The organism is Streptomyces xiamenensis (genome assembly GCF_000993785.3).
Taxonomy (GTDB): Bacteria; Actinomycetota; Actinomycetes; order Streptomycetales; family Streptomycetaceae; genus Streptomyces; species Streptomyces xiamenensis.
In genome coordinates this window covers 4470073-4494295 of the sequence record NZ_CP009922.3, presented here as the reverse complement: position 1 = coordinate 4494295, position 24223 = coordinate 4470073, and the positions used below count along the sequence as shown (strand labels likewise).

Annotated in this window: 25 protein-coding genes and 1 pseudogene; 18 read left to right on the top strand and 8 right to left on the bottom strand. The window is 72.7% G+C overall.

The window, feature by feature from the left end:
• Nucleotides 1-356: 356 nt before the first annotated feature.
• From SXIM_RS20860 to SXIM_RS20850, 3 genes are all read left to right on the top strand, one after another.
• On the top strand, nucleotides 357-872 hold the full coding sequence (locus tag SXIM_RS20860) for a hypothetical protein (RefSeq protein ID WP_046725821.1): 516 nt from the start codon (nucleotides 357-359) through the stop codon (nucleotides 870-872).
• Between the two features lie 399 nt (nucleotides 873-1271).
• Entirely contained in the window at nucleotides 1272-1610 is a 339-nt protein-coding gene (locus SXIM_RS20855; RefSeq protein ID WP_046724865.1) for a hypothetical protein, read from the top strand.
• A gap of 201 nt (nucleotides 1611-1811) precedes the next feature.
• Entirely contained in the window at nucleotides 1812-2204 is a 393-nt protein-coding gene (locus SXIM_RS20850; protein WP_218941166.1) for a hypothetical protein, read from the top strand.
• Nucleotides 2205-2249: 45 nt separating this feature from the next.
• On the opposite strand, the gene SXIM_RS20845 is transcribed toward SXIM_RS20850, so the two are convergent.
• Entirely contained in the window at nucleotides 2250-2843 is a 594-nt protein-coding gene (locus SXIM_RS20845) for a helix-turn-helix domain-containing protein (RefSeq protein ID WP_046724864.1), read from the bottom strand.
• Between the two features lie 190 nt (nucleotides 2844-3033).
• On the opposite strand from SXIM_RS20845, the gene SXIM_RS20840 reads away from it, so the two are divergent.
• Entirely contained in the window at nucleotides 3034-3744 is a 711-nt protein-coding gene (locus SXIM_RS20840) for a B3/B4 domain-containing protein (protein ID WP_046724863.1), read from the top strand.
• Between the two features lie 6 nt (nucleotides 3745-3750).
• On the opposite strand, the gene SXIM_RS20835 is transcribed toward SXIM_RS20840, so the two are convergent.
• Complete coding sequence (locus SXIM_RS20835; RefSeq protein ID WP_030733663.1) at nucleotides 3751-4365, bottom strand: TetR/AcrR family transcriptional regulator; 615 nt, start codon at nucleotides 4363-4365, stop codon at nucleotides 3751-3753.
• Between the two features lie 77 nt (nucleotides 4366-4442).
• Between SXIM_RS20835 and SXIM_RS20830 the strand changes: the two genes are divergently transcribed.
• The 5 genes from SXIM_RS20830 (at nucleotide 4443) to SXIM_RS20810 (ending at nucleotide 9380) form a co-directional block, all read left to right on the top strand.
• Nucleotides 4443-4862 carry a VOC family protein gene (locus SXIM_RS20830; RefSeq protein WP_030733662.1) on the top strand — a complete coding sequence of 140 codons (420 nt, stop codon included), beginning with the start codon at nucleotides 4443-4445 and terminating at the stop codon, nucleotides 4860-4862.
• A 229-nt stretch (nucleotides 4863-5091) separates the two neighbouring features.
• Nucleotides 5092-5865: a (5-formylfuran-3-yl)methyl phosphate synthase gene (locus SXIM_RS20825; RefSeq protein WP_030733661.1), complete on the top strand. Its 774-nt coding sequence runs from the start codon at nucleotides 5092-5094 to the stop codon at nucleotides 5863-5865.
• Nucleotides 5866-5873: 8 nt separating this feature from the next.
• Nucleotides 5874-7283 (top strand): aldehyde dehydrogenase family protein, encoded by a 1410-nt coding sequence (locus SXIM_RS20820; protein ID WP_046724862.1) that lies wholly within the window; start codon nucleotides 5874-5876, stop codon nucleotides 7281-7283.
• Nucleotides 7280-8386, top strand: coding sequence for an NAD(P)-dependent alcohol dehydrogenase (locus tag SXIM_RS20815; protein ID WP_030733659.1), 1107 nt, complete (start codon nucleotides 7280-7282; stop codon nucleotides 8384-8386). Before SXIM_RS20820 ends, SXIM_RS20815 begins: the two co-directional genes overlap by 4 nt.
• Before the next feature lie 88 nt (nucleotides 8387-8474).
• On the top strand, nucleotides 8475-9380 hold the full coding sequence (locus tag SXIM_RS20810; protein WP_030733658.1) for a class I SAM-dependent methyltransferase: 906 nt from the start codon (nucleotides 8475-8477) through the stop codon (nucleotides 9378-9380).
• Between the two features lie 394 nt (nucleotides 9381-9774).
• Here SXIM_RS20810 and SXIM_RS20800 read toward each other — a convergent pair whose 3' ends face one another.
• The 3 genes from SXIM_RS20800 to SXIM_RS20790 all read right to left on the bottom strand — a co-directional run bounded on the left by SXIM_RS20800 (nucleotide 9775) and on the right by SXIM_RS20790 (nucleotide 11982).
• The gene (locus tag SXIM_RS20800) at nucleotides 9775-10884 is read right to left on the bottom strand and encodes an ABC transporter substrate-binding protein (protein WP_046724861.1); all 1110 of its coding nucleotides are present in this window, start codon (nucleotides 10882-10884) and stop codon (nucleotides 9775-9777) included.
• A 245-nt stretch (nucleotides 10885-11129) separates the two neighbouring features.
• Nucleotides 11130-11534, bottom strand: a complete 405-nt coding sequence (locus SXIM_RS27670) for a DUF7848 domain-containing protein (RefSeq protein WP_174864332.1) — start codon at nucleotides 11532-11534, stop codon at nucleotides 11130-11132.
• Entirely contained in the window at nucleotides 11515-11982 is a 468-nt protein-coding gene (locus tag SXIM_RS20790; protein ID WP_046724860.1) for an ATP-binding protein, read from the bottom strand. Before SXIM_RS20790 ends, SXIM_RS27670 begins: the two co-directional genes overlap by 20 nt.
• A gap of 132 nt (nucleotides 11983-12114) precedes the next feature.
• On the opposite strand from SXIM_RS20790, the gene SXIM_RS20785 reads away from it, so the two are divergent.
• Genes SXIM_RS20785 through SXIM_RS20775 form a run of 3 tightly spaced genes read left to right on the top strand, consistent with a single transcriptional unit; the run spans nucleotide 12115 to nucleotide 13392 of the window.
• Nucleotides 12115-13005: a helix-turn-helix domain-containing protein gene (locus tag SXIM_RS20785; protein ID WP_046724859.1), complete on the top strand. Its 891-nt coding sequence runs from the start codon at nucleotides 12115-12117 to the stop codon at nucleotides 13003-13005.
• 3 nt (nucleotides 13006-13008) lie between these two features.
• Entirely contained in the window at nucleotides 13009-13200 is a 192-nt protein-coding gene (locus tag SXIM_RS20780; protein WP_046724858.1) for a DUF397 domain-containing protein, read from the top strand.
• 18 nt (nucleotides 13201-13218) lie between these two features.
• The gene (locus tag SXIM_RS20775) at nucleotides 13219-13392 is read left to right on the top strand and encodes a DUF397 domain-containing protein (protein WP_078846997.1); all 174 of its coding nucleotides are present in this window, start codon (nucleotides 13219-13221) and stop codon (nucleotides 13390-13392) included.
• Here SXIM_RS20775 and SXIM_RS20770 read toward each other — a convergent pair.
• A complete protein-coding gene (locus SXIM_RS20770; protein ID WP_046724857.1) occupies nucleotides 13385-14182 on the bottom strand; it encodes a hypothetical protein in 798 nt (265 codons plus the stop codon). The two genes, SXIM_RS20775 and SXIM_RS20770, sit on opposite strands and share 8 nt — an antisense overlap.
• Nucleotides 14183-14314: 132 nt before the next feature.
• Between SXIM_RS20770 and SXIM_RS20765 the strand changes: the two genes are divergently transcribed.
• Entirely contained in the window at nucleotides 14315-14749 is a 435-nt protein-coding gene (locus tag SXIM_RS20765; RefSeq protein WP_046724856.1) for a VOC family protein, read from the top strand.
• A gap of 106 nt (nucleotides 14750-14855) precedes the next feature.
• The gene (locus tag SXIM_RS20760; RefSeq protein WP_046724855.1) at nucleotides 14856-15707 is read left to right on the top strand and encodes an aminoglycoside phosphotransferase family protein; all 852 of its coding nucleotides are present in this window, start codon (nucleotides 14856-14858) and stop codon (nucleotides 15705-15707) included.
• Between the two features lie 123 nt (nucleotides 15708-15830).
• Here the strand turns inward: SXIM_RS20760 and SXIM_RS20755 are convergent, their stop codons facing one another.
• On the bottom strand, nucleotides 15831-16730 hold the full coding sequence (locus SXIM_RS20755) for a saccharopine dehydrogenase NADP-binding domain-containing protein (RefSeq protein WP_376048971.1): 900 nt from the start codon (nucleotides 16728-16730) through the stop codon (nucleotides 15831-15833).
• Here SXIM_RS20755 and SXIM_RS20750 point away from each other — a divergent pair.
• Together SXIM_RS20750 and SXIM_RS20745 are read left to right on the top strand one after the other, a co-directional pair.
• Nucleotides 16641-17128, top strand: a pseudogene (locus tag SXIM_RS20750) (helix-turn-helix domain-containing protein); the annotation flags it as partial. The gene SXIM_RS20755 and the pseudogene SXIM_RS20750 sit on opposite strands and share 90 nt — an antisense overlap.
• A gap of 175 nt (nucleotides 17129-17303) precedes the next feature.
• Nucleotides 17304-18233 carry an aminoglycoside phosphotransferase family protein gene (locus SXIM_RS20745; RefSeq protein ID WP_046724854.1) on the top strand — a complete coding sequence of 310 codons (930 nt, stop codon included), beginning with the start codon at nucleotides 17304-17306 and terminating at the stop codon, nucleotides 18231-18233.
• A 6-nt stretch (nucleotides 18234-18239) separates the two neighbouring features.
• Here the strand turns inward: SXIM_RS20745 and SXIM_RS20740 are convergent, their stop codons facing one another.
• The gene (locus tag SXIM_RS20740) at nucleotides 18240-19157 is read right to left on the bottom strand and encodes a pentapeptide repeat-containing protein (protein ID WP_078846994.1); all 918 of its coding nucleotides are present in this window, start codon (nucleotides 19155-19157) and stop codon (nucleotides 18240-18242) included.
• Between the two features lie 28 nt (nucleotides 19158-19185).
• On the opposite strand from SXIM_RS20740, the gene SXIM_RS28610 reads away from it, so the two are divergent.
• Entirely contained in the window at nucleotides 19186-22662 is a 3477-nt protein-coding gene (locus tag SXIM_RS28610) for an AfsR/SARP family transcriptional regulator (RefSeq protein ID WP_046724852.1), read from the top strand.
• A gap of 352 nt (nucleotides 22663-23014) precedes the next feature.
• Nucleotides 23015-24208, top strand: coding sequence for a GDSL-type esterase/lipase family protein (locus SXIM_RS20730; protein WP_046724851.1), 1194 nt, complete (start codon nucleotides 23015-23017; stop codon nucleotides 24206-24208).
• Nucleotides 24209-24223 lie beyond the last annotated feature (15 nt).

The window sequence follows — 24223 nt, the reverse complement described above, 5'->3', positions numbered from 1 at the left end:
CGCCACGTGGCACGCCGGCCATGCAACATGGCCCTCGCGCCGCTGTCAAGACGCATCTCGCCCGCTCAGAGGCCCGGTGCCGAACGGGGGGAGTCGATCGCCGTCACGCATGGGCGCGACGACATGTACCGGGCGATCCACCTCGACACCGTCCCATCACGAGGGAACCGCCGACGCACGGCTGTGGAGGAAGCCGCTCGCCTACGCTGAAGCCTGTGCAGAAGTCCTGGGCTGTGCCGCGCGACTCCGATGCACTGGTGGCGGCGTTCCCCTCCCGGCTCGCCGCAGAGGTGCGTGGCGCTATTTCTGTCCTGCCGGCCTCCGCGTTCCCACCGGTCGAGCCCTTCGCTGTTGATGTGCGGGGCGAGAGAGTCACCATCCCCTCCCGCATCTACTCCGATGAGCCACACTCCGGCGCGGAGGGGTCCCTCTCCGGCACGGAGCAGTTGATCCTGCGTTGCCTCTACTCCCGGCACGGTGACGGCAGAATTCGTCAGCGGCATCTCGAACGGATCCTGGAGTCGGACGAACCCTGGGTGGCGCCGTTCGTCGTGCGGTTGGCCGGTGAGTACGTCGTCGAGATCCTGGAGGCGATCCATCGAGGGCTCCCCGGCCTCGATGTCCCAGGGTCCGCCCAGCGTCGGCTGTACGGGGAGTTCATCTCCCGCAATCCGTCGTTCTTCGCCCGGACGGAACGGCGCGTGGTGAGCTACTGGTCCTGCTACTACCGCTGGAAGTACCCGGTGTTCGGCACGTATCCGGGGAGCGCTCTGGTCGAAGCGTTCCGGAGCGCGGCAGCGGAACAGGGCGCCGTACTGGAGCCGCGGCACACTCCGCGCCCACTGTCTGCCCGCGACCCGCTTGGCCGATAGTGGTTCGCGGCCTGTCACCTGCCGGTTACTGACGTGCGCGGTGGAACGGTTGCGGCGCTCCGTCACTTACCGCTCGCCGTGGATGTCCGGCTTCTTCCCGCACCGGGAGGCATCGGGAAGGATGAACCCACGGTGTATCGCTCCAGGCCGGTGCTCACCACGAATCGCCACTCAGAAGGAAACGATGTCCCGGTGAAATCACGTCACCACGTGGCAGTGCTGGCTGCGACCATCCTGGTTGCGGCCGGCGGCTGCTCGACTTCCTCAGGTCACAACGGACCACTGTCAGCCGGAGACGGTTCCTCTTCTACCTGTGGGCCGGGGGTCGGAGAATCCGTCTTCACCTTCGGGCACGACTTGCTGACCAATGATTCCGACGATCCGGTAACGATAACCGGCGTGGAACTCATCGACCCCGAGAACCTGGAATTAATTGAGGCGATACTGCTGCCCGAACCCGACCCGCCTATGAGAATGTCGATTGGACTGGTTGACGGTTATCCCCCGACGGATTACACGGATCACTCCGACGGCGGCGCCTACTGGGAAATGCGGCAGGTTGTGGGGGAGGCGCCGGTCGAGGGCCGCGAGACGGTCAATCTCCTGATGGGGCTGAAGGCCGACGGCGCGGCCTCCATGGAGGGCGCCGTCGTCTCGTACGAGTACAAGGGCGATTCCTATCGCGTGGAAACGACGAACCGGTTCCGTGCGAGGAAGCAGTGCGGTGGCGATGACTGACGCACCGACCGGGTCCGGACTCTGCCGGAGACGTAGCTGAACCCACCGTCCAGGAAGCGGCCCTTCGTGAACGGCGCCGGGTGCGGAGGGCCCTTGGACCGTCGAGGTGATTGGGCAGGTTGGCTGTTCCCTGGTCCGGCTGGTGTGCTCGGTTCAAGGCCGTTTTCGAGACGTGGTGTTGGCGAACAGAGGAGAAGCGACGTGACGGTGGTGGCGCGGTTGGTCACGCACGCGGATGTGGATGAGGGCGCGACGACCGATCGGGTGATCTCGGTGTCGGCGCGCCTTGAGGCTGCGCTGGAGGACGGCCGCAGCCTGGTGTTGCTGGACGATCGCGGCTGGAGCCTCACCGGCGCGCCGGGAATGCGGGCGAGGGTCTCGGCAGGGGAGCTCGAAAGTACGGCCCGGGTGGTGGTCGGACCGGACGAGCCGTCCGACGGCAGGACGCATGAGCAGATGGCGGACGACCACTGGAACTGTCTGGCTGACGCCCTCAAGCGGCGTGGTGTGGACGTGCACGCGCACGAGTTGGAGCGGCTGCCCCATGATGTCGTGCTGAGCGAACGCCTTCGTACATGCCTCACCGGCGAGTGAACCGGGGCGGCCGGGTGGCTCCGCTCCCCACCGGGAGCGCCGGGCCTACGTCGTGGGGGTTGAGCCGCCCGGGCCGGGTGGGAGGTGGACCGTCATGATCAGGTGGCACGTCCTAGTGCCCGCGCCCCGGTAGGTGTGCGGGGCGTCGGCGTCGAAGGTGGCCGTCTGCCCGGCCGCCACGGCGTGTTCGGTGCCGTCGACGATCAACGTCATCCGGCCCGAGGTGACGCTGACGGTCTCCACCACCCCGCCCTGGTGCGGGTGGCTCGGGTACTCCTCGCCCGGCTCCAGGCGCCAGCGCCAGACCTCGACCGGCGACGGCCCCGAGGTCGTGAGCATGAGCCGCGCCTCGCCGCCCGCCTCCCCCGTCCACAGCGGCGCGACGGCGTCGGCGGCCACGACGCGGACCCGGCCCTCGGCCGGTCCCTCCAGCAGGGCGGAGACCGAGACGCCCAGGGTGTCGGCGAGCCGGACGAGGGTGGCGAAGTTCGGGTTGCCCTGGGCCTTTTCCAGGCCCACCAGGGCGCCTTTGCTCACCTGGGCGCGGCGTCCGAGTTCGTCCAGGGAGAGTCCGGCGCGGGTGCGGGCCGTCCTGACGTTGCGCGCGAGGGTCCGCAGGGCCGCCTCGGTATTGGTCATCGCTCACCGGTCCTCGCGCCGCCCGTCGCTGGTCCACTGGAATGTACCATTCGGTCGTTTGAATGTACCGGTCGTTCCGTTGTACGGTGCAGTCGTTTTACTGAAGGCAGGTGCGCCGTGCTCGCTCCGCCGCCGGCCCTGGACAGCCACGCGCACGCGCCCGTCGCCCCATCCGAACGGAGCTTCTCCCATGACCGCCTTCCACCTCTCCCCCGCCGTCGCGGCGGCCTTCCCCGGCACGCTCATCGCCGTGGTCACCGCCACCGGGCTGCGCGGCCGGGAGCCCTGGCCCGGCACCACGACCGCCGTGACCGAACTGGAGCGGCAACTCGCCGACGGCACCTGGCACCCGGCGGATGACACCGACCCCCGCGTCGAGGCGTGGCACACCGCCTACCGCGCCTTCGGCACCAACCCGCGCCGGGTGCGCCCCAGCGTGGACGCGCTCGGCCGCCGTCTGGCCAAGAAGGGCGCGCTGCCGCGCATCAATCCGGCCGTCGACTCCTACAACGCCGTCTCCGTGCGGCACGGCCTGCCCGCCGGGGCCTTCGACCTGCGCCACGTCAGCGGCGACATCGCCATCCGGTACGCGGAGGGCACCGAGGCCTTCACCCCGCTCGGCGAACCGGACACCACCGAGACCCCCAAGGCGGGCGAGGTCATCTACGCCGACGCGGCCGGGGTCCTGACCCGCCACTGGAACCACCGCGACGCCCACCGCACCCGCGTCACCGAGGACTCCACGCACGTCGCGTTCCTCCTGGAAACGCTGCACGCCGACCGTGACGGCGCCCTCGTCGAGCAGGCGGCGGCGGAACTGCGCGTGCTGCTCGCCCCGCACGCCGACGCCACCGCGACGCACTGGATCAGCCCGGCGGCCCCCCTGGCCACCACGGCCTGACCGCCGTTACTCCCCCACCGGGCCCCGTGGGGCCCGCAGCCCCTGGAGCAGCCGGTCGAGCGCGGCCTGGGCGGCGGGAAGGTCGGCGGGGCCGGCGGTGGGCGAGGAGAGCCACAGGGCCGCCTCGTTCATCGCACCGGACAGCAGGTGGACGAGCGGGGTGACGGGCTGGGCCGGGATGACCCCGGCCTCGATCAGGGTGGTGAGCGCCTCACCCAGGTGCCGGGCGGAGGCCGCCGCGTCCATCGCCCGCCACGCGCTCCAGCCGAGGACGGCGGGCCCGTCCACGAGCATGATCCGCCGCACGTCCGGGGCGGTGGACGCGGTGAGGAACTCCCGGCAGCCGGCGGTCAGCTGGTCCCAGGGATCCCCGTACGCGTCGGCGGCCGTCGCCACCCGCTCCCCTATCTCCCGCTGCACCTCTTCCAGGACGACCCGGAAGAGGTCTTCCTTGCCGGAGAAGTGGTGGTAGAGCGCGCCCTTGGTCACCCCGGCGGTCCGCACGATCTCGGCGAGCCCGACACCGGCGTAGCCGAGGGTGGCGAACAGGGCCCGGCTCTCCCGGACCAGCGTCGCCCTGGTCTGTTCCCGCTGCTGGGCCCGGATCCCTTGCTGCGCCATCGCACTCCCCATTTGACGTACCGACGGTATGTGAAATAATTTGTTCGCATACCGATGGTACGCGAAAGGGCCGCACCATGAACCTGACCAGCTTCTATCCCGTGATCGGCACCGCACGGCTCGCCGACTCCCGCGACTTCTACACCCGGCTGCTCGGCTTCGAGATCACCTTCGAGGCCGACTGGTATCTCAGCCTGCGCCGCCCGGGGGCTCCCGGGTCCCCCGGGTACGAACTGGCGCTCCTGGACCACAGCCACCCGACGCTGCCCGAGGGCTACCGCGCACCGGTCCGGGGGCTGCTGCTCAACTTCGAGGTCACCGACGTCGACGCGGAATGGGAACGGCTCGTCACCCGCGAGGGGCTCACGCCCGCGCTGCCGCTGCGCGACGAGGACTTCGGACAGCGGCACTTCATCGTGCCGGACCCCAACGGAGTCCTGATCGACGTGATCACACCCATCGCCCCCACGGCGGAGTTCGCGGCGCAGTACACCTGATCCGGCGGGTGGCGGCAGGCCCGGTCCGCACCTCGACGGTGTCATGGGCCGGGCCTTTCGCGCCCGGCGCACGCCGCGCACGACGCGTCGTCACGAGCGCCCCGGAGGAACTCCGCACGCTCTACCGGCTCCCGGGAGCGGCCTCAATGATGAGCACACCCGTAGATCAATCAGGTGATCCGCACCCCCGGCCACGGGCCGGACGGACGTGCGGCGGAAGGAGCCCGCGGTGTTGCTTCTCATCTCCCCGGACGGCGTCGAGGAAGCCCTCGACTGCGCGAAGGCGGCGGAGCACCTCGACATCGTCGACGTCAAGAAGCCCGACGAGGGCTCGCTCGGGGCCAACTTCCCGTGGGTCATCAGGGAGATCCGCGACGCGGTCCCCGCGCACAAGCCGGTGTCCGCCACGGTGGGCGACGTTCCCTACAAGCCCGGCACGGTGGCCCAGGCCGCCCTCGGCGCGGCCGTCTCCGGCGCCACGTACATCAAGGTCGGCCTCTACGGCTGTACGACGCCCGAGCAGGGCATCGACGTGATGCGCGCCGTCGTCCGGGCGGTGAAGGACCACAACCCGGACGCGCTCGTGGTCGCCTCGGGCTACGCCGACGCCCACCGGATCGGCTGCGTCAACCCGCTCGCCGTACCCGACATCGCCGCCCGCTCCGGCGCCGACGCGGCCATGCTGGACACCGCCATCAAGGACGGGTCGCGGCTGTTCGACCACGTGCCGCAGGACGCGTGCGCCGAGTTCGTGCGCCTCGCGCACGCCTCCGGGCGGCTCGCCGCCCTCGCGGGCAGCGTCAAGGCGGCCGACCTCGGTCCGCTGACCCGGATCGGCACGGACATCGTGGGCGTACGCGGCGCGGTCTGCGAGGGCGGCGACCGCAACGCCGGACGGATCCAGCCGCACCTGGTGGCCGCCTTCCGGGCGGAGATGGACCGGCACGCCCGGGAGCACGCCGCCACCGCCCCGGCCACCGCCCCGACCGCCGTCGTGGGCTGACCACCGGCATGACGATCTCCGAGGCCGCCCGCTCCACCGGGAGCCGGGCGGCACCGTTCGCCGTGCTCGATCCGGCCACCGGGGAGACCTTCGACGAGGCCCCCGACCAGCCGCCGGACGAGCTGGACGCCGTGGTCGGCCGGGCCCACCAGGCCTGGTACGGCTGGCGCGAAGACCCCTCCGCCCGCACCACCGCGCTGCGGGCGGCGGCCGACGCCGTCCACTCCGCCCGCGAGGACCTCGCCCCGCTGCTCACCCGGGAACAGGGCAAACCCCTGGCCGAGTCGTACGCGGAGGTCGACCGTACGGTGGCCCGTCTGCGGCACTTCGCGGACCTCGCCCCCCGAACCCGGCTCATCAACGACACCCGGCCCGTGCCCAGCGAGATCCGCTGGCGCTCCCTGGGGCCCGTCGCCGCGATCGTGCCGTGGAACTTCCCGCTCCAGCTCGCGGCGGCGAAGTTCGCGCCCGCGCTCGCGGCGGGCAACACCGTGGTCCTCAAACCGTCCCCGTTCACCCCGCTCTCCACCCGGCTGCTCGGCGCCCTGCTCTCCGCCCTGCTCCCCGAGGACGTGCTGACCGTCGTCACCGGCCGCGAACCGCTCGGCGCCCGCCTCGTCGCCCACCCGGGCATCCGGCACGTCACCTTCACCGGCTCGGTACCCACCGGGCGGGCCGTCGCCGAAGCGGCGGCGGCCTCCCTAGCCCGGGTCACCCTCGAACTGGGCGGGAACGACGCGGCCGTTCTGCTGGACGACGTGGAGGTGGAGCGGATCGCCGACCGGCTGTTCTGGGCCGCGTTCCGCAACTGCGGGCAGGTCTGCATGGCGGTCAAACGCGTGTACGTCCCGGCCCGGCTGCACGCCGAGGTCGTCGAAGCCCTCGCCCAGCGCGCGAGAACCGTCGCCGTCGGCCCGGGACTCGACCCCGGCACCCGGCTGGGGCCGGTCAACAACGCCCCCCAACTGGCCCGGGTGGAGCAGGTGGTGCGGCGCGCCCTGGCGGACGGCGCCCGCGCGGCGGCCGGCGGCCACCGGCTGGAGCGGCCGGGCTACTTCTTCGCCCCCACGATCCTCACCGATGTCCCACCCGACAGCCCCGTGGTGACGCAGGAGCAGTTCGGTCCGGTCCTGCCGGTGCTGCCGTACCGGACCCTGGACGAGGCGATCGACGCGGCCAACAGCACCCGCTTCGGCCTGGGCGGCTCCGTGTGGGGCACCGACCCCGAGCGGGCCGAGGCGGTCGCCGAACGGCTCGAATGCGGCACGGCCTGGATCAACCACCACGCCGAACTCTCCCTCGCCCAGCCCTTCGCCGGCATCAAGAACAGCGGCGTCGGCGTCGCGGGCGGCGCGTGGGGCCTGTACGGAAACCTGCGGCCGTTCGTCGTCCACCGCGCACCGGAGGACCGGCGGTGAGGTTCCGGGCAGCCGTACTGCGCGCGTACGAGGGCCCGTTCACGGTCGAGGAGGTGGCGCTGGGCGCGGAGCCCGCAGCCGGGGAGATCCTGGTGGAGATCGCGGGCGCCGGGATGTGCCGGACCGACCTCGCGGTCCGGCGATCGGCCGGGCGCAGCCCCCTGCCCGCCGTACTGGGCCACGAAGGCGCCGGCGTCGTGGTGCGGACGGGCGGGGGTCCGGGCACCGAGATCGGCGTCGGCGACCACGTCGTGCTCAGCTTCGACTCCTGCGGCCACTGTCCCAACTGCCGGGGCGCGGCCCCCGCCTACTGCGAGTCCTTCGCCTCCCTCAACCTCTTCGGCGGGCGGAAGGAGGAGGTGCCCCGGCTCACCGACGCGGCCGGGGGAGCCCTGGCCCCCCGGTGGTTCGGCCAGTCCTCGTTCGCCGAGTACGCGCTCGTCCCGGCCCGCAACGCCGTCCGGGTCGATCCCGCGCTCCCGCTCGAACTGCTCGGACCGCTCGGCTGCGGCTTCCTCACCGGCGCCGGAGCCGTACTGAACACCTTCCGCGCCGGCCCCGGCGACACCCTCACGGTCATCGGCGCCGGAGCGGTGGGCCTGGCCGCGGTGATGGCGGCCACCGCCGCTGGCGTACGGAGCGTGGCCGTCGACCGGCACCCCGGGCGGCTGGCCCTGGCCGAACGGTTCGGCGCGATCCCGCTGCCCGCCACCCCGTCCGGACTGCCCGAACGGATCCGGCGGCTGACCGACGGCGGCACCCGGTACGCGCTGGACACCACGGCCTCGCCCCCGCTCATCAACGACGCGCTGCGGGCACTGCGCCCCACCGGCGTCCTCGGTCTGGTGGCACGGCTGCACACGCCGCTCGCTCTCGAACCGGGCACGCTGGACCGGGGCCGTTCCATCCGCCACATCTGCGAGGGGGACGCCGTCCCCGGACTGCTGATCCCCCTGCTGACCGGGCTGTGGCGGGCCGGGCGCTTCCCCTTCGACGCGCTGATCCGCACGTACCCGCTGGCCGCCGTCAACGAGGCCGAACGGGACTGCGAGTCGGGCCGTGTCGTCAAACCCGTCCTGCTCCCGGAGAGAACACACCACTGAGCGGTGGGCCGGCGGCACCTCGCCACCTACTTCACTGACTCCCGGATACCGCACGTCCCCTTTTCCCGCTCCCGTTCTTGGAGGAACGATGTCCGACACGGCGACACAGCACACCGATGCGGAAGGCGTGGACGGAGGCGTCGGGCTCACCGCGCTCCTGGTCGCCGCCGCACGGGCGATCGAGACCCACCGCCACGACAGCCTGGCCCAGGACCGTTACGCGGAACACTTCGTGCGCGCCGCCCCGGCGTGCGCCCAGTGGCCGGTACGCATCGAGCAGGCCACGGACGGGGACGCCAACCCGCTGTGGGGACGGTTCGCCCGCTACTTCGGCCTGCGGACCAGAGTCCTGGACGACTTCCTCCTCACGTCCGTCGGCACGGGCGCCACTCAAGTGGTGCTGCTGGGAGCCGGGTTGGACACCCGCGCCTACCGGCTGGAGTGGCCCTCCGACTGTGTCGTCTTCGAGATCGACCGGGCTGGCGTCCTGGCGTTCAAACACCAGGTGCTCGCGGACCTGGTGGCCACCCCCAAGGTGAAGCGCGTCCCCGTACCGGTCGACCTGCGCGAGGACTGGGTCACCGCGCTGACCGGCGCCGGCTTCGACCCGACCGCACCGAGCGTGTGGCTCGCCGAAGGGCTCCTCTTCTATCTGCCGAGCGCCGCCGAGACGTACCTGATCGACACGGTGGACCAGCTCACCACCGGGGGCAGCGCGCTGGCCTTCGAGGCCAAGGTGGAGAAGCACCTGCTGCAGTACCGCGACAGCGCGACCTACACGGCGACGCGGGAACAGATCGGCATCGACCTGCTCCAGCTCTTCAACAAGGACCCGCGTCCCGACTCCACCGGCGACTTGCGGGCCAAGGGCTGGTCGGCCCGGATGCACACGCCCTTCGAGTTCACCCAGCAGCACGGACGCGGCCCCCTCCCGGAGGCGAACGACGCGCTGGAGGGGAACCGCTGGGTGTTCGCGCACAAGCCCCGGCCGTGACGAGGGCGGTGCGCGCCCGCTGATCCTGATCCGGTCTGCGGCGTCCGGGTTCCTCGCGATCGGGGACCCGGTGCGCCGGAGGCCGGGCGCTCCCCCGGCCACCAGGTCCGGCCGCCCGTCATCTCGGTCCGGTGGGCGTCCCCGCGTTCGAAGCAGAACGCGTTGCACCGGGGTCCGCGGTGGTCGGCCGCCCAGGTTCGATAAGGCCGACCATAAGGAGAGGCACGCGGTGGAGTGCGGCATCAACCGCCTCAAGACACCGCGCCGTCGCCACGAGGTACGACAAGATCGCTGTCCGCCACGAGGCGACCGTCCTCGTCGCCGCCATCAACGAACGGCTGTGACCAGCACTTTCGAAGTTCGGCAGATCTGGCGATTGGACTTCCATGCCCGCTCAGCCGGCGTGGAGGATCCGAAAGCGGTCGGGTTCCGCCGGGTCCCGATCAACGACCTGGATTGGTGTCCATGCCCATTGCCAAACACTGATGCCCGGCGTGCGGGAGAACTGGATCGGCCTACGGGTGCCCTCGACCGCCACGCGCGGCCATGACTCGGCGATGGCCGCCCGGTCCGTGCCGTGGGAACGCAGCACCGCGGCGAGGACGGCGACGGTGTCCCAGCCCTCGAAGGCGACGAAGGAGGGCGCTTCGCCAAGCCGCTCGCGGAGCTCCTTCCCGACACGTTCACCGAGCGGACCGAGGCGCTCGGGCAGGTAGCGCAGGAACGGGATCCCGGCGCCGTCCTCGCCCAGCGCCGCGGCCCATTCGGCGAACTCCGGTTGTCCGGCCGGAGCGCCGACAAGGATCTCCGCGAGCCGCCGGTCGCCCCGGACGGCCCGGACGATCGGCACCGCCGGCTCCGGATGGCCGACCAGCAGCAGGAGCGCCGTCGCGCCATGGTCGACGAGCGCGTCGCACAGGGCCTCGGGCGTGAGCGTCGCGTCGAGTTCGAGGACGGTGCCACCGCGGGGAGCGAGGTGGTCCCGCAGGACGCGGGTCCCGGACGCCCAGTAGACGCTCGGCTGGGTCGCCACGGCGATCCGACGCCGGCCCGCGCGGAGGAGGAAGTCCGCGTAGATCCGCCAGCCGTAGGACTGGGCCGGGGCCAGACGCGCAACCCACTCCGTCGGCTCCTCGGTGAGCGCGTCGAGCACCGCGGACGAGCAGAGAAACGGCACGCCGAGGGCGTCGGCTCGGGCGGCGGCGGCGCGGGCGACCACGCTGTGATACTCACCCGCCACGGCGGCCACGCCCAGGTGGGCCAGTTCGTCCACGGCCGCCGCAGCCCGCTCCGGATCGGCCGCGGTGTCCCGGACCACCAACTCCAGTGGTCTGCCGTCGATCCCGCCGGTGTCGTTGACCTCGCGAACGGCCAGGTCGAGTCCTGCGAGCAGGTGTCGGCCCGCCTCGACCCAGCCGGGCCGCGTCAGCGGGACGAGAGCACCCAGGCGGATGGACGACCCGTCTGTGTGCTCTGCCCCGGACGGCGATGGTGGCGTGTTCATCGGGTGGCGTCTCCCCTGGGACGATGCGGTCGCGGTCCGCCCGGATCGCGCGCCGCCGAGGCAGGCGCGCCCGGGTGATCATGCCGGTCATTGGATCCAACACCCGCGCCCACAGGCAACCGAGATTTCGCTCGCTGAGCCGCCAAGCTTCATCGTCATCGGCACCAGCGAGGGCCTGCACCCAGAAGGCCCTCACCCGTTCAAGCACCCAACACGCGTGTCACCAACGTCCCGGGACAACACACCTAGACGCGCGCGACGCCCGATACCCGTTCGTGCAGCGAGGTCACGCAGTCCTGGCAGCCGAAGAGGTGCGCGGACCGCCCCGCCGCCCGCGCCGAACCGATCCAGTGCACGGCCACCCCCGCGTGCCCGCACAGCGCGCACTCCCCCGTCCGGTACCAGCCGTCGCCCTGCACCGTGGTGATCTCCACCCCGATGGTGACGGCCTGCCGTTCGGTGCGCCAGGGCCGGGTCAGGATCTCCGTGAACTGCCGGTGCCCCGGGTTGCGGGCCGCGTGGTCGAGCTGCCAGTCCTGTACGCGCCCGAACTCCACGCTCGCCTCGGACTTCTTGCGGCACAGATCGCACCGCATCCGGTGCGACATCGGCGCCGCGTCGGCCCGGCGGTCACGCCGGCTGAACCACATGCCCACGGCCTTCTTCCTCCTTCAGGTCGAACTCGGCCCACACGGTCTTGCCGATCACCAGCGGGGTCACACCCCACCGGGCGGCCAACGCGGCGATCAGCAACAGGCCCCGTCCGCACGTCGGTTCCCCGACCACGGGCCGCTGCACGGGCAGCCGCTCCCCCAGCGCGTCGGTGACCTCCACCCGCAACACAGCGGGCAGCAGCATCAGATGCACCCGGAACATCCGCCCGGGAACGCGGGCGTGCAGCAGCGCGTTGCTGGCCATCTCGCAGACCACGAGCGCGGCATCCCCGGCCAGCCGGGGGCACCCCCACTCCCCCACGAGCCGCGCGGCCCGCCGCCGGGCCAGCCGGACACTGCCGGGGACGGGGGTGTAGTCGAGCCGGTCCTGACGGAGTACCAGGGAGGGATCGGGAGGAGGAGGGGCAGCGGCAGCGGCAGTCATGGACGGTCACCTTCCACGAGAGTGAGCGGTCAATGACTGACGGTAGGACCACTACCGTCAGGAGTGCAATCGGACTCAGGAATAATTTCCTGAACGAGTGAATGTGGTCGACCCGTAGCCACGGAAAGAGGTATGACTGTCACCGTGAGTCCACGCGTGAAGTCGAGCGGACAGACGTCAACTGTCCTGGGCCGGAAGCTTGGTGCAGAGCTGCTGCGCCTGCGCGATGCCGCCGGCCGAAAACAGCAGGAGGCGTCCGACGTCCTGAGTGCGACGCCGAGCAAGGTCGTCAAGATGGAACGCGGCTGGGTGCCCGTCCGCGATCCCGACATCAAAGCCCTGTACGAGTTCTACGGCGGAAACGACCCCGGCGCGCTCGAAGCGCTGCTACGACTGGCCCGTCTGGACCGGGAACGCCGCAAAGCGAAGGGCTGGTGGGGATTCGTCTCGGAGAGCAGTCCGCTCTCCCAGTACATCGCCATGGAGGACGCGGCCACGAACATCCGATCCTGGGAACTCTCCTTCGTTCCCGGTCTGTTCCAGACAGCCGAGTACACCCGCGCCCTCGTCGTGGGTCACGGAGAGTGGGAGGACCCGGAGGAAGTCGAACCGATCGTGGAGGTCCGGCAGAAGCGGCAGCAGAGAATCCACGGTGAACGGCCCGTGGAATTGTACGCGGTGGTGTGGGAAGCCGCCTTGCGACAACTCGTCGGAGGCTCGGAGGTCATGCGCCGCCAGCTGACCCATGTGCTGGAGGTTGCCGAACTTCCCCACGTCCGTTTGCAGGTCCTCCCCTTCCGAGCGGGCTCCCACCCGTGTGCCACCGGCCCGTACCAGATCCTCTCCTTCGCGGAGTCCGAGGCCATCGATGTGATCTACACGGACACCATCAGTGCCGCCCTCTGGGTAGAAAATGAGGAAGAGAGCGCCAAGTATCGGAGGTACTTCGAGCACACCTCCAGGCTGAGCCTGTCCCAGCACGACTCGCTCCGACTCATCAATGACATCCGCCAGGGGATCTAGGGCATGACAACGTACACGTTCCGCAAGTCCAGCTACAGCAACGGCAACGAGCACGGCGCCTGTGTCGAAGTTGCCACCAATGTCCGGGACGTTGTGGCGATACGCGACTCCAAGCAACCCACCGGCCCCAGCCTCCGCCTCACACCGGCGGCCTGGACCGCCTTCCTCGCCTCCAGCCTGGAGCCCAGCCCGTAACAGAGAGGAAGTCGCACCATGACGAAGTACGCCGTCCCCAAGCCCAGCTACAGCACCACCAACGGCAACTGTGTGGAGGTCGCGACGAAAATACGCACCGCGGTCGCCGTACGGGACTCCCAGCAACCCACCGGCCCCGTTCTCAGCCTCGCCCCCGCCGCCTGGACCCGCTTCCTCGCCGGGCTCAGCTGATCCGGCCGCCTTCCGTGACCAGCCACTCGCCGGTCTCCCAGACGTTCGGCCCTTCCCCGACCCGGTAGCTGAGGTCGAAACGGATGCCGAGGCCCGGCCACGGAGGGCGGACCGGGACGGTGCGGAAGATGTCTCCCAGGCCCGGGAGGGTGAGCCCTTCGGGCTCCGGGAACATCCGCTCCAACTCCGCACGGGTCAGGTCGGTCCACAGCGCGAGCTGCACCTGTGACTGGCTGAGCCAGCGGTCGTGGACCAGCTCGAAGCGGGGTTCGCGGCCGATGACGAAGTCGCTGATCCCGGCGGCGAACTCGGCCTCCGTCGAGGGAAGGACGAACGGCCACTCCTCCCCCTCCGGGTAGCGGTACATCGTGGACGCCGAGGCGAGCGCGGCCACCAGTTCGTCCCAGCCGCCGGAGGCGGCGCCGCTCGCGGGAACGCTCACTCCCAGGTGGTCCACCCGCCGGACGTGTCCGGCGAGGCGGCGGGTCAGCTCGTCCATCCCGATCCGGGGCGCGGCCGCGCGCGGGTCGGGGGTCTCCCCCACCCACACATCGACGCCGTGTCCGGTGTCGAAGGCGATGCGGGGGGTGGGGACATCGGCCAGCGCGAACGCGGTTACCGGCAGAGCCCCAGCGGGTCGGGGCGGTGTCAGGGTCAGGCGGTGATCCGCCGCGCCGGCCGCCGTATCGGCGTACGTCACCTCGGCCAGCAGCGAGCGCAACGCGTGAAGGAAGTCATGTGCGTCCGGCGTCGCGGGAGCCAGCAAGGTGATCTCGGACAGGCGTTCCATGCCGCGGACCGTAGCGGATTCGGGACCGTCCGGGAACGGCGCCGAGGACGCTCCGTCCACCGTTTGCGGCGGCGACCATCCCCCCGGAAATAATCCCTGGAGGCGTCTCCGAACCCCCTCTACGATGGCCCGATGTCGTCGATCAAGCAGATCCAGATCACCTTCGACTGCGCGGAGCCCGTGCGGGTCGCCCGTTTCTGGTGCGAGGTGCTCGGATACGTTCCGCCCGCGCCTCCGGAGGGGTACGACACGTGGGAGGATTTCGATCTCACGCTGCCGCCCGAGGAGCGCGGCGCGTGGTTCGCCGCGTCCGATCCCACGGGGGTGGGGCCGCGCCTGTTCTTCCAGCGCGTTCCGGAGAGCAAGGTCGTGAAGAACCGGGTGCACGTCGATGTGCGGGCCGGAACGGGGCTCGTCGGTGCGGAGCGCGTGGCCACGCTGGAGGCCGAAGGCGCGCGCCTGGTCGCGCTCGGCGCCACCCGCGTCCACCTGCTGCCCGCCGATGACGAGAACGAGTCGTGCCTGGTGATGCAGGATGTCGAGGGCAACGAGTTCTGCCTCGACTGAGCGGTCGGGCGTACGAGAGCGTGCCCTGCGCCCCCAGTCCCGTACATCGTGGTCGGACGCGGAACGCGGCAGCTCATCAGTCTCACGGGAAAGGGGCCGGGCGACGGTGCAGACGTCGGAGATCACCCGCGCGGTGGCCGCGGCCACGTCGATCGCCGCCTCGCTCGGCCTGTCGGCGGACGACGCGCTCGTGCTGCACGACTCGAACAAGCTCACTTTGCGCCTGTTGCCGTGTGACGTGCTGGCCCGGGTGGCGCCGGACGCGCAGCAGCTCGCCCGGTTCGAGATCGATCTCGCCCAGCGGCTCGCCGCCGCAGACTGCCCCGTGGCGGCCCTGGACCCCCGCGTGGAGCCCCGCGCCTACGAGCGCGACGGCTTCGTGGTCACGTTCTGGACCTACTACGAACCCGTCGGCGCCCAGGATCCTTCACCGGCCGACTACGCCGACGCGCTCCAACGGCTGCACACCGGCATGCGCCCGCTCGACGTCCCCGCGCCGCACTTCACGGAGCGGGTCGCGTACGCCCTCGGACTCCTGGCGGACCGCGAGCGCACGCCCGCGCTCAGCGACCCGGACCGGGAACTGCTGGTGGGCACGCTGCGCAGCCTGCCACGGGTGATCGCCGAGCGGGGTGGTGCCGAGCAACTGCTGCACGGTGAGCCGCACCCGGGCAATCTGCTCAGCACCGAGCGGGGTTTGCTGTTCATCGACTGGGAGACGTGCTGCCGCGGACCCGTCGAGTTCGACCTCGTCCACGCCCCCGAAGACGTTGCCGAGCACTACCCGGGCGCCGACCAGGAGTTGCTGCGCGCCTGCCGCGTCCTCGTGCTGGCGATCATCACCACCTGGCGCTGGGACCGGGACGACCAGCTCCCGGACGGGCGCCGGCTGGGCAGGGAGTGGCTCGGTCAGTTGCGGGCCGCCGTTGACCGTGGCGGCTTCGACATCCCGCGCTGACCACCGGCCTCCCCGATCGTGGATCGGGGCCGGACGCGACCGCCGTCGCCGCGAGATCCGTACGGCACCGGGCACGTCCGGGGCGCCATCCGCGTCCGGCCCGCCGGGATCCATGACCGGGCCCTACGGGGCCACCTCCACGGAGAGGTGATCCGACAGCGCCTCCAGGAAGTCGCGGGCGTCGAAGACCGCCCCGGCCGAGGCGACTCCGGTCGCCCGGGTCCGCCCGGTGAGGATCCGGTGGACCGCCTCCACCGCGAGCGGGGCGGTGGTGGCGTAGATGTCCCGGCCGCTCGCCGAGGCGCGGCGTTCCCCGGAGCCGCGCCGCACGCGGACGTCGACCAGGAAGGTCTGGGCGGAACGGCCGCGTCCGTCCGTGGGTTCCGGTGCGGGTGTCGCGGCGGACGCCAGGTCGTTGGCGGCCTCGGTCGCCATGTAGACGTGCACGTCAGGGATGGGCAGGTGGCTGGGGATGGTGACGGCGTCGGCCATGGTGAAGTCCCCGAGCACGCTCCGCTCCCCCATGGGCTCGGGAAAGGCCCAGGTCAGGGTGGGTGAGGCCGCGTCGTGGTACGCGAGTGCGCCGTCGCGGTAGCGGACGCGGCGGCCGGCGCGGCGGTCGTGGGAGACCTGGCCCGCCGCGCGGGTCCCTGCCGTGGGGTGCCAACTGCTGAGCCCGTACGCGACGTGCACCTCGTCGGCGTTCTTCCAGTCGCCCATCGCGGCGGTGGCGAGGAGATCGCCGAGGCCGCCGTAGAAGGCCATGGCCGGGACGATCACCGTTCCGGCGCTGCGGGCGCGGTCGGCGAAGTGGGTGAACGTGTCGTGGTTGGCCTCGATCTCGGCCGCCACGTCCACGTACGGGATTCCGGCGCGCAGGGCCGCCTCGATCAGTGGGGCGGCGGTGGTGGCGAAGGGGCCGGCGCAGTTGATGACGGCGTCCGCGCCGGACAGGGCGCGGTCGAGGGCGGCCGGGTCGTGGCCGCGGCCGGGCTGCTGGAGGGCAAGCGCGCCACGACGCACTGGGCGCACACCGAGGAGCTGGCCGCGCGTCATCCCGGGATCGAGGTCGACCCGGACGTGCTCTACGTGGACAACGGCAGCGTGCTCACCTCGGCGGGCAAGGCCGCCACGCGAACCTCAGCTCGCGCCAGCGGGGCCGCCACTTCAGGACGGTGACCGGCACCACCCCGCTGCAATGGCTGCTCAACCAGCGGATCCGGCGCGCCCAGGAACTGCTGGAGGCGACCGGCGACAGCGTGGACACGATCGCGGCGGCCACCGGGATGGGCACCGCCACGACGCTGCGCCGGCACTTCCGCCGTGCCCTGGGCGTCCCCCCGGACAGCTACCGGCGCACCTTCCGGGGCGGCCGGGTTACGCCGCCCCGGGACGAGAGGGTTCGGCCGGGGGAACAGTAGAGGCCGGTGTCGCGCGGGCCGGCGGCGGAGTTCGTGCACCGGGCACGCCCGCTGACGGGTGCTCACCCGCCGGTACAGTGGGCGCCATGCTGTGACGCCGCTCCCGCTGCCGGGGGCCTCCGCCGACTCCTTCGCCACGTGTCACCGAACCGAACTCGCGAAGGAGCAACACCACATGAACCCATCGTTCCGCCTGCACGTCCCCGAAGCCTTCCGGGCGGCGCACCATCGGCATGCCGCCTGGGTGGACGGACTGCCGGGGGTGATCGAGCGACTTCTGGAGCGCTGGTCGCTGCGCCCCGACGGTGAACCGGGCCACGGCATGGCCGGGATCGTGCTGCCCGTGCGGCGGCGCGCCGACGGGCTGCCCGCCGTGCTGAGGGTCCAGCGGAAGACCGAGGACGGCGCCGGTGTCGTCCCCGGGCTGCGCGCCTGGGACGGGCACGGCATCGTCCGGCTGCTGGCACACGACACCGACACCGACGCGCTGCTGCTGGAACGGCTGGACGCTGCCCGGCCGTTGTCCACGCTCGCCGCCGAGGACGACACCGCCGCCACAGCGGTGGTGGGCGCCCTGCTGGCCCGGCTCACCGCCGTGCCGGCACCGGACGGGATGCGGCGGCTCGGCGACATCGCGGCGGCGATGGTGGCGCGGACACCCGACGCCGTACGGTCACTTGCCGATCCGGACGAGCGGCGCCTGGTCCGGATCTGCGCGGACGCCGTCGCCGAGCTGACGGGCGAGGCCGGGCACCGGCTGCTGCACTGGGACCTGCACTACGCGAACGTGCTCGCGGGAGCACGCGAACCCTGGCTGGCCATCGACCCCGAACCCCTGGCCGGTGACCCGGGGTTCGATCTGTGGCCCGCCCTGGATTCGGCCTGGGAGACCGTGGTGGTGCCCGCCGGGGACGTACGGCGGACGGTGCTGCGCCGCTTCGACCAGCTGACCGAGGCGCTGGACCTGGACCGGCGGCGGGCGGCCGGCTGGACGCTGGGCCGGGTGCTGCAGAACGCCCTGTGGGACATCGAGGACGGCGAGGCCGCGCTGGCACCGGCGCAGGTGGTGCTCGCCGAGGCCCTGCTGGCGGATCGGATGCGGTAGCGGGCGTCAGCCGGCCGGCCAGTGGGCGGGGCGGGTGAGGGTGTCGGGGACGCGGGTGGCCGCGTCCCCCTGCGCGGCGTTGAGCTGTGCCTGGGTGAGGAAGAACGCCCCGGTCAGGTCGGCGCCGTGCAGGCGGGCATCGCGCAGGTCGGCTCCGATCAGGTCGGCCCGGGTGAGGTCTGCCGAGCGCAGATCGGCGGCGATGAGGAGCGTCCCGCGCAGGTTCGCGCCGCGCAGGTCGGCGCCCTTGAGCTGCGCGCCGATGAGGTCGGCGCCCCGGTGGTCGCGGGCGCGGGTGCCCGTGCGCCCCCGCCCCCGGCCCCGGTTCCGCTCACGACCCCGCTCCCCGCGCCGGCCGCCGGCCTCGGCCCGTACCAGTTCGCTGGTGCGCAGCAGCAGTGCGTTGACCTCGGCGCGGTGGGCGGCGAGGTCGAGGGCGCGCAGTTCCTCCGGGGTGCCGGCCGCGAGCCGGTCGGTGGCGGCCATGGCGCGGCGCAGGTCGGCGTGCAGCGGTTCGGCGGGCGGCAGGGTGAGGGCCTCGGCGAGGTACCACAGCAGTTCGTGCAGGTGCCGCACGACGGGGAAGGCGGCGAACATGGCGCGGGCGGTGTCCGCGTCACCACGCCAGTCGCGGCCGGCGAAGGTGCGCTGCGAGACGCGCTGCCCGGCGCCGAAGCAGTCGTAGACCGTGCAGCCGGTGAACCCGGCCGGACGCAGGCCGTCGTGGATGCCGCAGCGGAAGTCCTGGCGCAGGTGCGCGCAGGGGCGCCCGGCAGGCTTGTCGGTGGCGAAGTCGGCGGAGGCGGCGAAGGGCAGGGCGACGCAGCACAGGGCGAAGCAGTCGGCGCAATCCGCTGTGAGCAGCGGAAGAGGGGTGGTGGCGGGCACCGGGGCAGTGTGCCAGCGCCGATAAGGAGGGGCCATCCGTTTTCTTCCCGACCACAATGGGGGGATGCAGCACCACTATCGGGTCCTGGGCACCGTACGGGTCTTCCGGGCGGACGGGACGGAGATCGCCGTGGGCGGGGGCCGGCGGCTGCGCGCGCTGCTCGCCGCGCTGGCCGCCGCGGGCGGGCGGCCGGTGGCGTCGGAGGCGCTCGTGGCGCGGGTGTGGTGCCAGGACGCGCCGCCGGCCGAACCGGTGGCCGCGGTGCAGGCGTTGGTGGGGCGGCTGCGGCGGGTGCTGGGGGCGGCGGCGGTGGAGTCGGTGCCAGGCGGGTACCGGCTGGCGGCGGGGGCGGGCGACATCGATCTGTTCCGGTTCGCGGAGCTGGCCGAGGGCGGGGCGGCGGCGCTGGGCGCCGGGGACGCGCGGCGCGCGTCCGTTCTGCTGGAGGAGGCGCTGGCGCTGTGGGACGAACCGGTGCTGGCGGAGCTGCCGGGCCGCCAGGACGAGCCGCTGGTGGCGGACGCGCTGCGGCGGTACGGGCGGGCCCGGCGGGACCGGCTCGCCGCCGAGGTGGCGCTGGGCCGCCCGGGGCGGGCCGTGGGCGAACTCGCCGAACTGACGGCGGCGGCGCCGCTGGACGAGCCGCTGCACGCGCTGCGCATCCGGGCGCTGCTGGGGGACGGCCGCCCGGCGGAGGCGCTGGGCGCGTACGAGGAGGCCCGCGCCGCGCTGGCGGAACGGCTCGGCACCGATCCGGGCCCGGAGCTGCGCGCCCTGTACGCGGGGCTGCTGGGTTCTCCCGGGGGCGGGGCGGCGACGGAGCCACGGAACGGGGCTCGCCCGGCGGCGGTTGGGGTGAACGGGGCGCGTGGCCCGGGGAACCGTCGGGCCGGGGGCGGCGCGTCCGGCGGGCGCACGCCGCTCTCTCGCGCCGCCGATGCGGAACGCCGCACCACGGGGCGCGCGGTGGGCGAGGCCGTACCGCGCGCGGGCTCGACCACCGGAAAGCGGGAGACCGCCGGTGGCCAGGACCGGGGCGCGCCCGTCGGTGCCCGGGGGTGGGTCAGTTCCTTCGTCGGGCGGGAGACGGAGCTGCGCACGGTGCGGGAGGCCCTGGCGGGCGCACGGCTGGTGACCCTGCTGGGGCCCGGCGGAGTGGGCAAGACCCGGCTGGCGCTGGAGGCCGTCGCCGCGCCCGCGACGCGGGTCCGCGTGGTCGAGCTGGCCGGGGTGCGGGACGGGGCGGACGTCGCCGAGGCCGTGCTCCAGGAGGTGGCGGCCGGGGCCGGTGACGTGCGGGGGGCCGCCACGCTCGGCGGCGGGGGCGGCGCGACGCGTGATCCGCTGGAGCTGCTGGTGGAGTCCTGCGCCCGCCGCCGGCTGCTGCTCGTTCTCGACAACTGCGAACACGTACGCGCCGCCGCGACCGCCCTCGCCGAGGCGCTGCTGATCCGCTGCCCCGGCGTCACCGTGCTGGCCACCAGCCGCGAGCCGCTCGGGCTGCCCGGCGAGACCGTGCTTCCGGTCGGCCCGCTGCCGCCGGCCGACGCCCTGCGGCTGTTCGGCGAACGCGGGGCGGCTGCCCGCCCCGGATTCGGGGTCCAGGAGGACCCCGCGGCGTGCGCCGAGATCTGCCGCCGGCTGGACGGCCTGCCGCTGGCCCTGGAACTGGCGGCGGCGCGGCTGCGCGCGTTCACCCCGCGGGAGCTGGCCGACCGGCTCGACCGCCGGTTCGTCCTGCTCGGCGACGGCGGAAGCGACCACGGCGGCGGCCATGACCGCGGGGGAAGCGATGACGGCAGCGGCAGCCACCGTCGCCGCCGTACGCTGCGCGCCGTCGTCGACTGGTCGTGGGACCTGCTGACCGAGGCGGAACGCACCGTGCTGCGCCGGCTGTCGGTGTTCTCCGGCGGGTGCGCTTTCGGTGAGGCGGAGGCGGTCTGCGGGGCGGACACGCTCGGCGCGCTCCCCGCCCTGGTCGACAAGTCGCTGCTGACGGCTGTCCCCGAGCCCTCCGGCGGGGGGACGCGGTACCGGTTGCTGGAGACCGTCGCCCAGTACGCCGCCGAGCGGCTGACGGCGGCGGGCGAGCGGGACGCGGTCGCGCAGCGTCACCTGCACACGTACCGCGAGCTGGCCCGCGCCGCCGAGCCCGGGCTGCACGGCCCGCGCCAGGCGCACTGGATGGCGCGGCTCACCCGCGAGCACGACAACATCCGCACCGCCGTGCGCCACGCCCTCGACACGGGCCAGGAGCAGGAGGCGCTGTGCCTGGTGCTGGCCATGAGCTGGTTCTGGCGGCTCCACTTTTACATGGGTGACTTCCGCTCGGCGGCGCGCGGCGCGGCGGAGCTGGGCCCCGACCCGTTCGCCGCGCCGGTGCGCCACGCCGCGCCGCTGAGCGGCCGGGTCACCGACCTGCCGCCGCCGTGGGACACGGAGCGGCGGTGGGAGGCGCGCCGCCAGGTGCGGTTGCTGCTGCTGGCGGCCGGCGAGGGGGAGTACGCGGAGCCGGAGCGGCTGGCGGCGGTGATCGCCGCCTACCGGCCGGGGCTGCCCCAGTTGTGCGGCCAGCCCGGCCAGATGTGGTACTTCGCGAAGCTGATGGCGGGCGAGTACCCGGACGTCGAGGCGACCATGGCGGCGATGCTGGACGACTGCCGCCGGCTGGGCAGCACCTGGGACCTGGGCTGCGCGCTGCTGATGCGGGCCACGTTGCTGACCTCGGTGGAGGTGGCGCAGGAGGCGCTGGAGCAGTTGGAGCGCACCGGGGATCCGCTGGCCATCGCCCAGGCGCTGTGGGTACGCGGCGACGCCTGGCTGCTGCGCGGCCGGCAGGAGCGGGCGGTGGCGGACTTCGGGGCGGCGCTGGAGTGGGCGGAGCGCAGCGGCACACCCGCGCAGGTGCCGCTGTTGCGGGCGGAGTGGGCGGCGGCCCGGCTGGCGGTGGACCCGGCAGACGCGGCGGCGGAGCGGGAACTGCGGCGCGCGGTGGCCGACTCGCGGGAATTCTCGCTGAGCGCGCCGGGGCTGCCGGCGCTGCTGCTGGCGGAGTTCCTGGGCGGTACGGGGCGTCTGGAGGAGGCGCGTGAGCCGCTGCGCGCACTGGCGGAGGACTTCTCCGAGCACACGCCGCCGCTGATCCGCGCGCTGTGGGCGGGTCTGCACGGCTGGCTGGACTGTCAGCGGGAGGCGTACGGGACGGCGCTGGAGTGGCTGCGGGAGGCCGTGGAAGTCCTGTCGGGATCGGGCAGGATGATGGCGCCTCAGATGGTGGCGCACGAACTGCTGCTGGCGGCCTGGGCCCGGGCGGGCCTGGGCGGGCACCCGGAGGCGGCGCTGCTGCTGGGCGCGTACGACCGCTACCGGCCGGTCCCCGGCATGGGCTTCCGTCCGATGCCCACGGACCCCACGCTCTCCCCCCGGGTCCGGGCGCTGGTGCGGGCGGGCCTGCCGGAGGCGGTGTACGAGGAGCGGTACGCGGCCGGTGCGGCGCTCACGCTGCCGGAGGCGATCGCGGTGGTCACGGGGCGCGGGTGAGGACTTCGCAGCCGCTGGATCGACGGCTGAGCCCTTCGGGCAGCCGGGTGGCGGCTTCACCCCGGACGGCGGTCAGCCGCGCCTGGTGAGGAAGAGCGCATCCCGCGAAGTCGGCTCGGGCCGCCGCGCTCGCCCCTCGGCACAGCCACCGAACCTTAGCGAGTACGCCGCTTGCCTATAACCTATAGGGAGATGTCTACTGACTATAGGCATACTGCGCGTGCGCACACGGTCCGCGTGCTGGGCAGCGGCTTCCACGGCAGTGCCCCTGGAGGCGGCCGGTGCCGTCGACCGCGTTGCGGCGCCGTTCCGCCCCTGACCGGCCACCCTGGAATCGCAAGGCTTTGAGGCAATGAGCATCGAACAGAACCTGATCACCACCCCCGTCACCGCCGACCTCCTGCACGGCCATCTCGACGTGGAAGAGACCGCCCACGGCCTGCTGCCACACCGGCTGCCCGCCTGGGCGCGCCGCCAGATCCCCGACGACCTGCTGTCCGTGGCCGAGGCCCAGCCCTCCGGTGTCCGGCTGGCCTTCCGTACCAGCGCCACCACCGTGTGCCTGGACACCCTGCCCACCAAACGCGTCTACCAGGGCTTCCCGCCCCCGCCGGACGGCGTCTACGACCTCCTCGTCGACGGCCGTCTCACCGCCCGGGCCACCGTGGACGGCGGGAACCTGCGCACCATCACCGACATGCGGACCCAGACCGCGGAATTCACCCCGGGCCCCGCCGGCACCGCCCGCTTCACCGGCCTCCCCACCGGCGAGAAGGACATCGAGATCTGGCTCCCGCACGCGGAGATCACCGAGGTCATCGCCCTGCGCACCGACGCCCCCGTCGGGCCCGCCCGCGACAGGGGGCGCCGGAAGTGGCTGCACCACGGCAGTTCCATCAGCCACGGATCCAACGCCGTCTCCCCCAGCACCATCTGGCCCGCCCTGGCCGCCTCCGCGGGCGATGTGGAGCTGATCAACCTCGGATTCGGCGGCAGCGCCCAGGTCGACCCGTTCACCGCGCGCGCGATGCGCGACACCCCCGCGGATCTGATCAGCCTCAAGCTCGGCATCAACGTCGTCAACAGCGACGCCATGCGCCTGCGCGCCTTCGCCCCCGCCGTCCACGGCTTCCTCGACACCATCCGCGAGGGCCACCCGACGACCCCCCTGCTCCTGGTCTCCCCCATCCTGTGCCCCACCCACGAGAACACCCCCGGCCCTCTCATGCCGGACCTCTCCGGTGGAACCCTGATGTTCAAGGCCACCGGGGATCCGGCCGAAACCGCCGCCGGACGGCTGACGCTCACGATCATCCGCGACGTCCTGGCCGACATCGTCGATCAGCGGTCCGCCGAGGACCCCGACCTCCACCACCTCGACGGACTCGACCTCTACGGCGAGAGGGACCACGACGTCTTCCCGCTGCCCGACGGGATCCACCCCGGTCCCGAAGGACACCGCCGCATCGGCGAGAACTTCGCCCGGCTCGTCTTCGCGGACAACGGGCCCTTCGCCCGCACCGACCAGCCGCCGGGCCCGCGGTAGCGCCGCGCGGGCGGG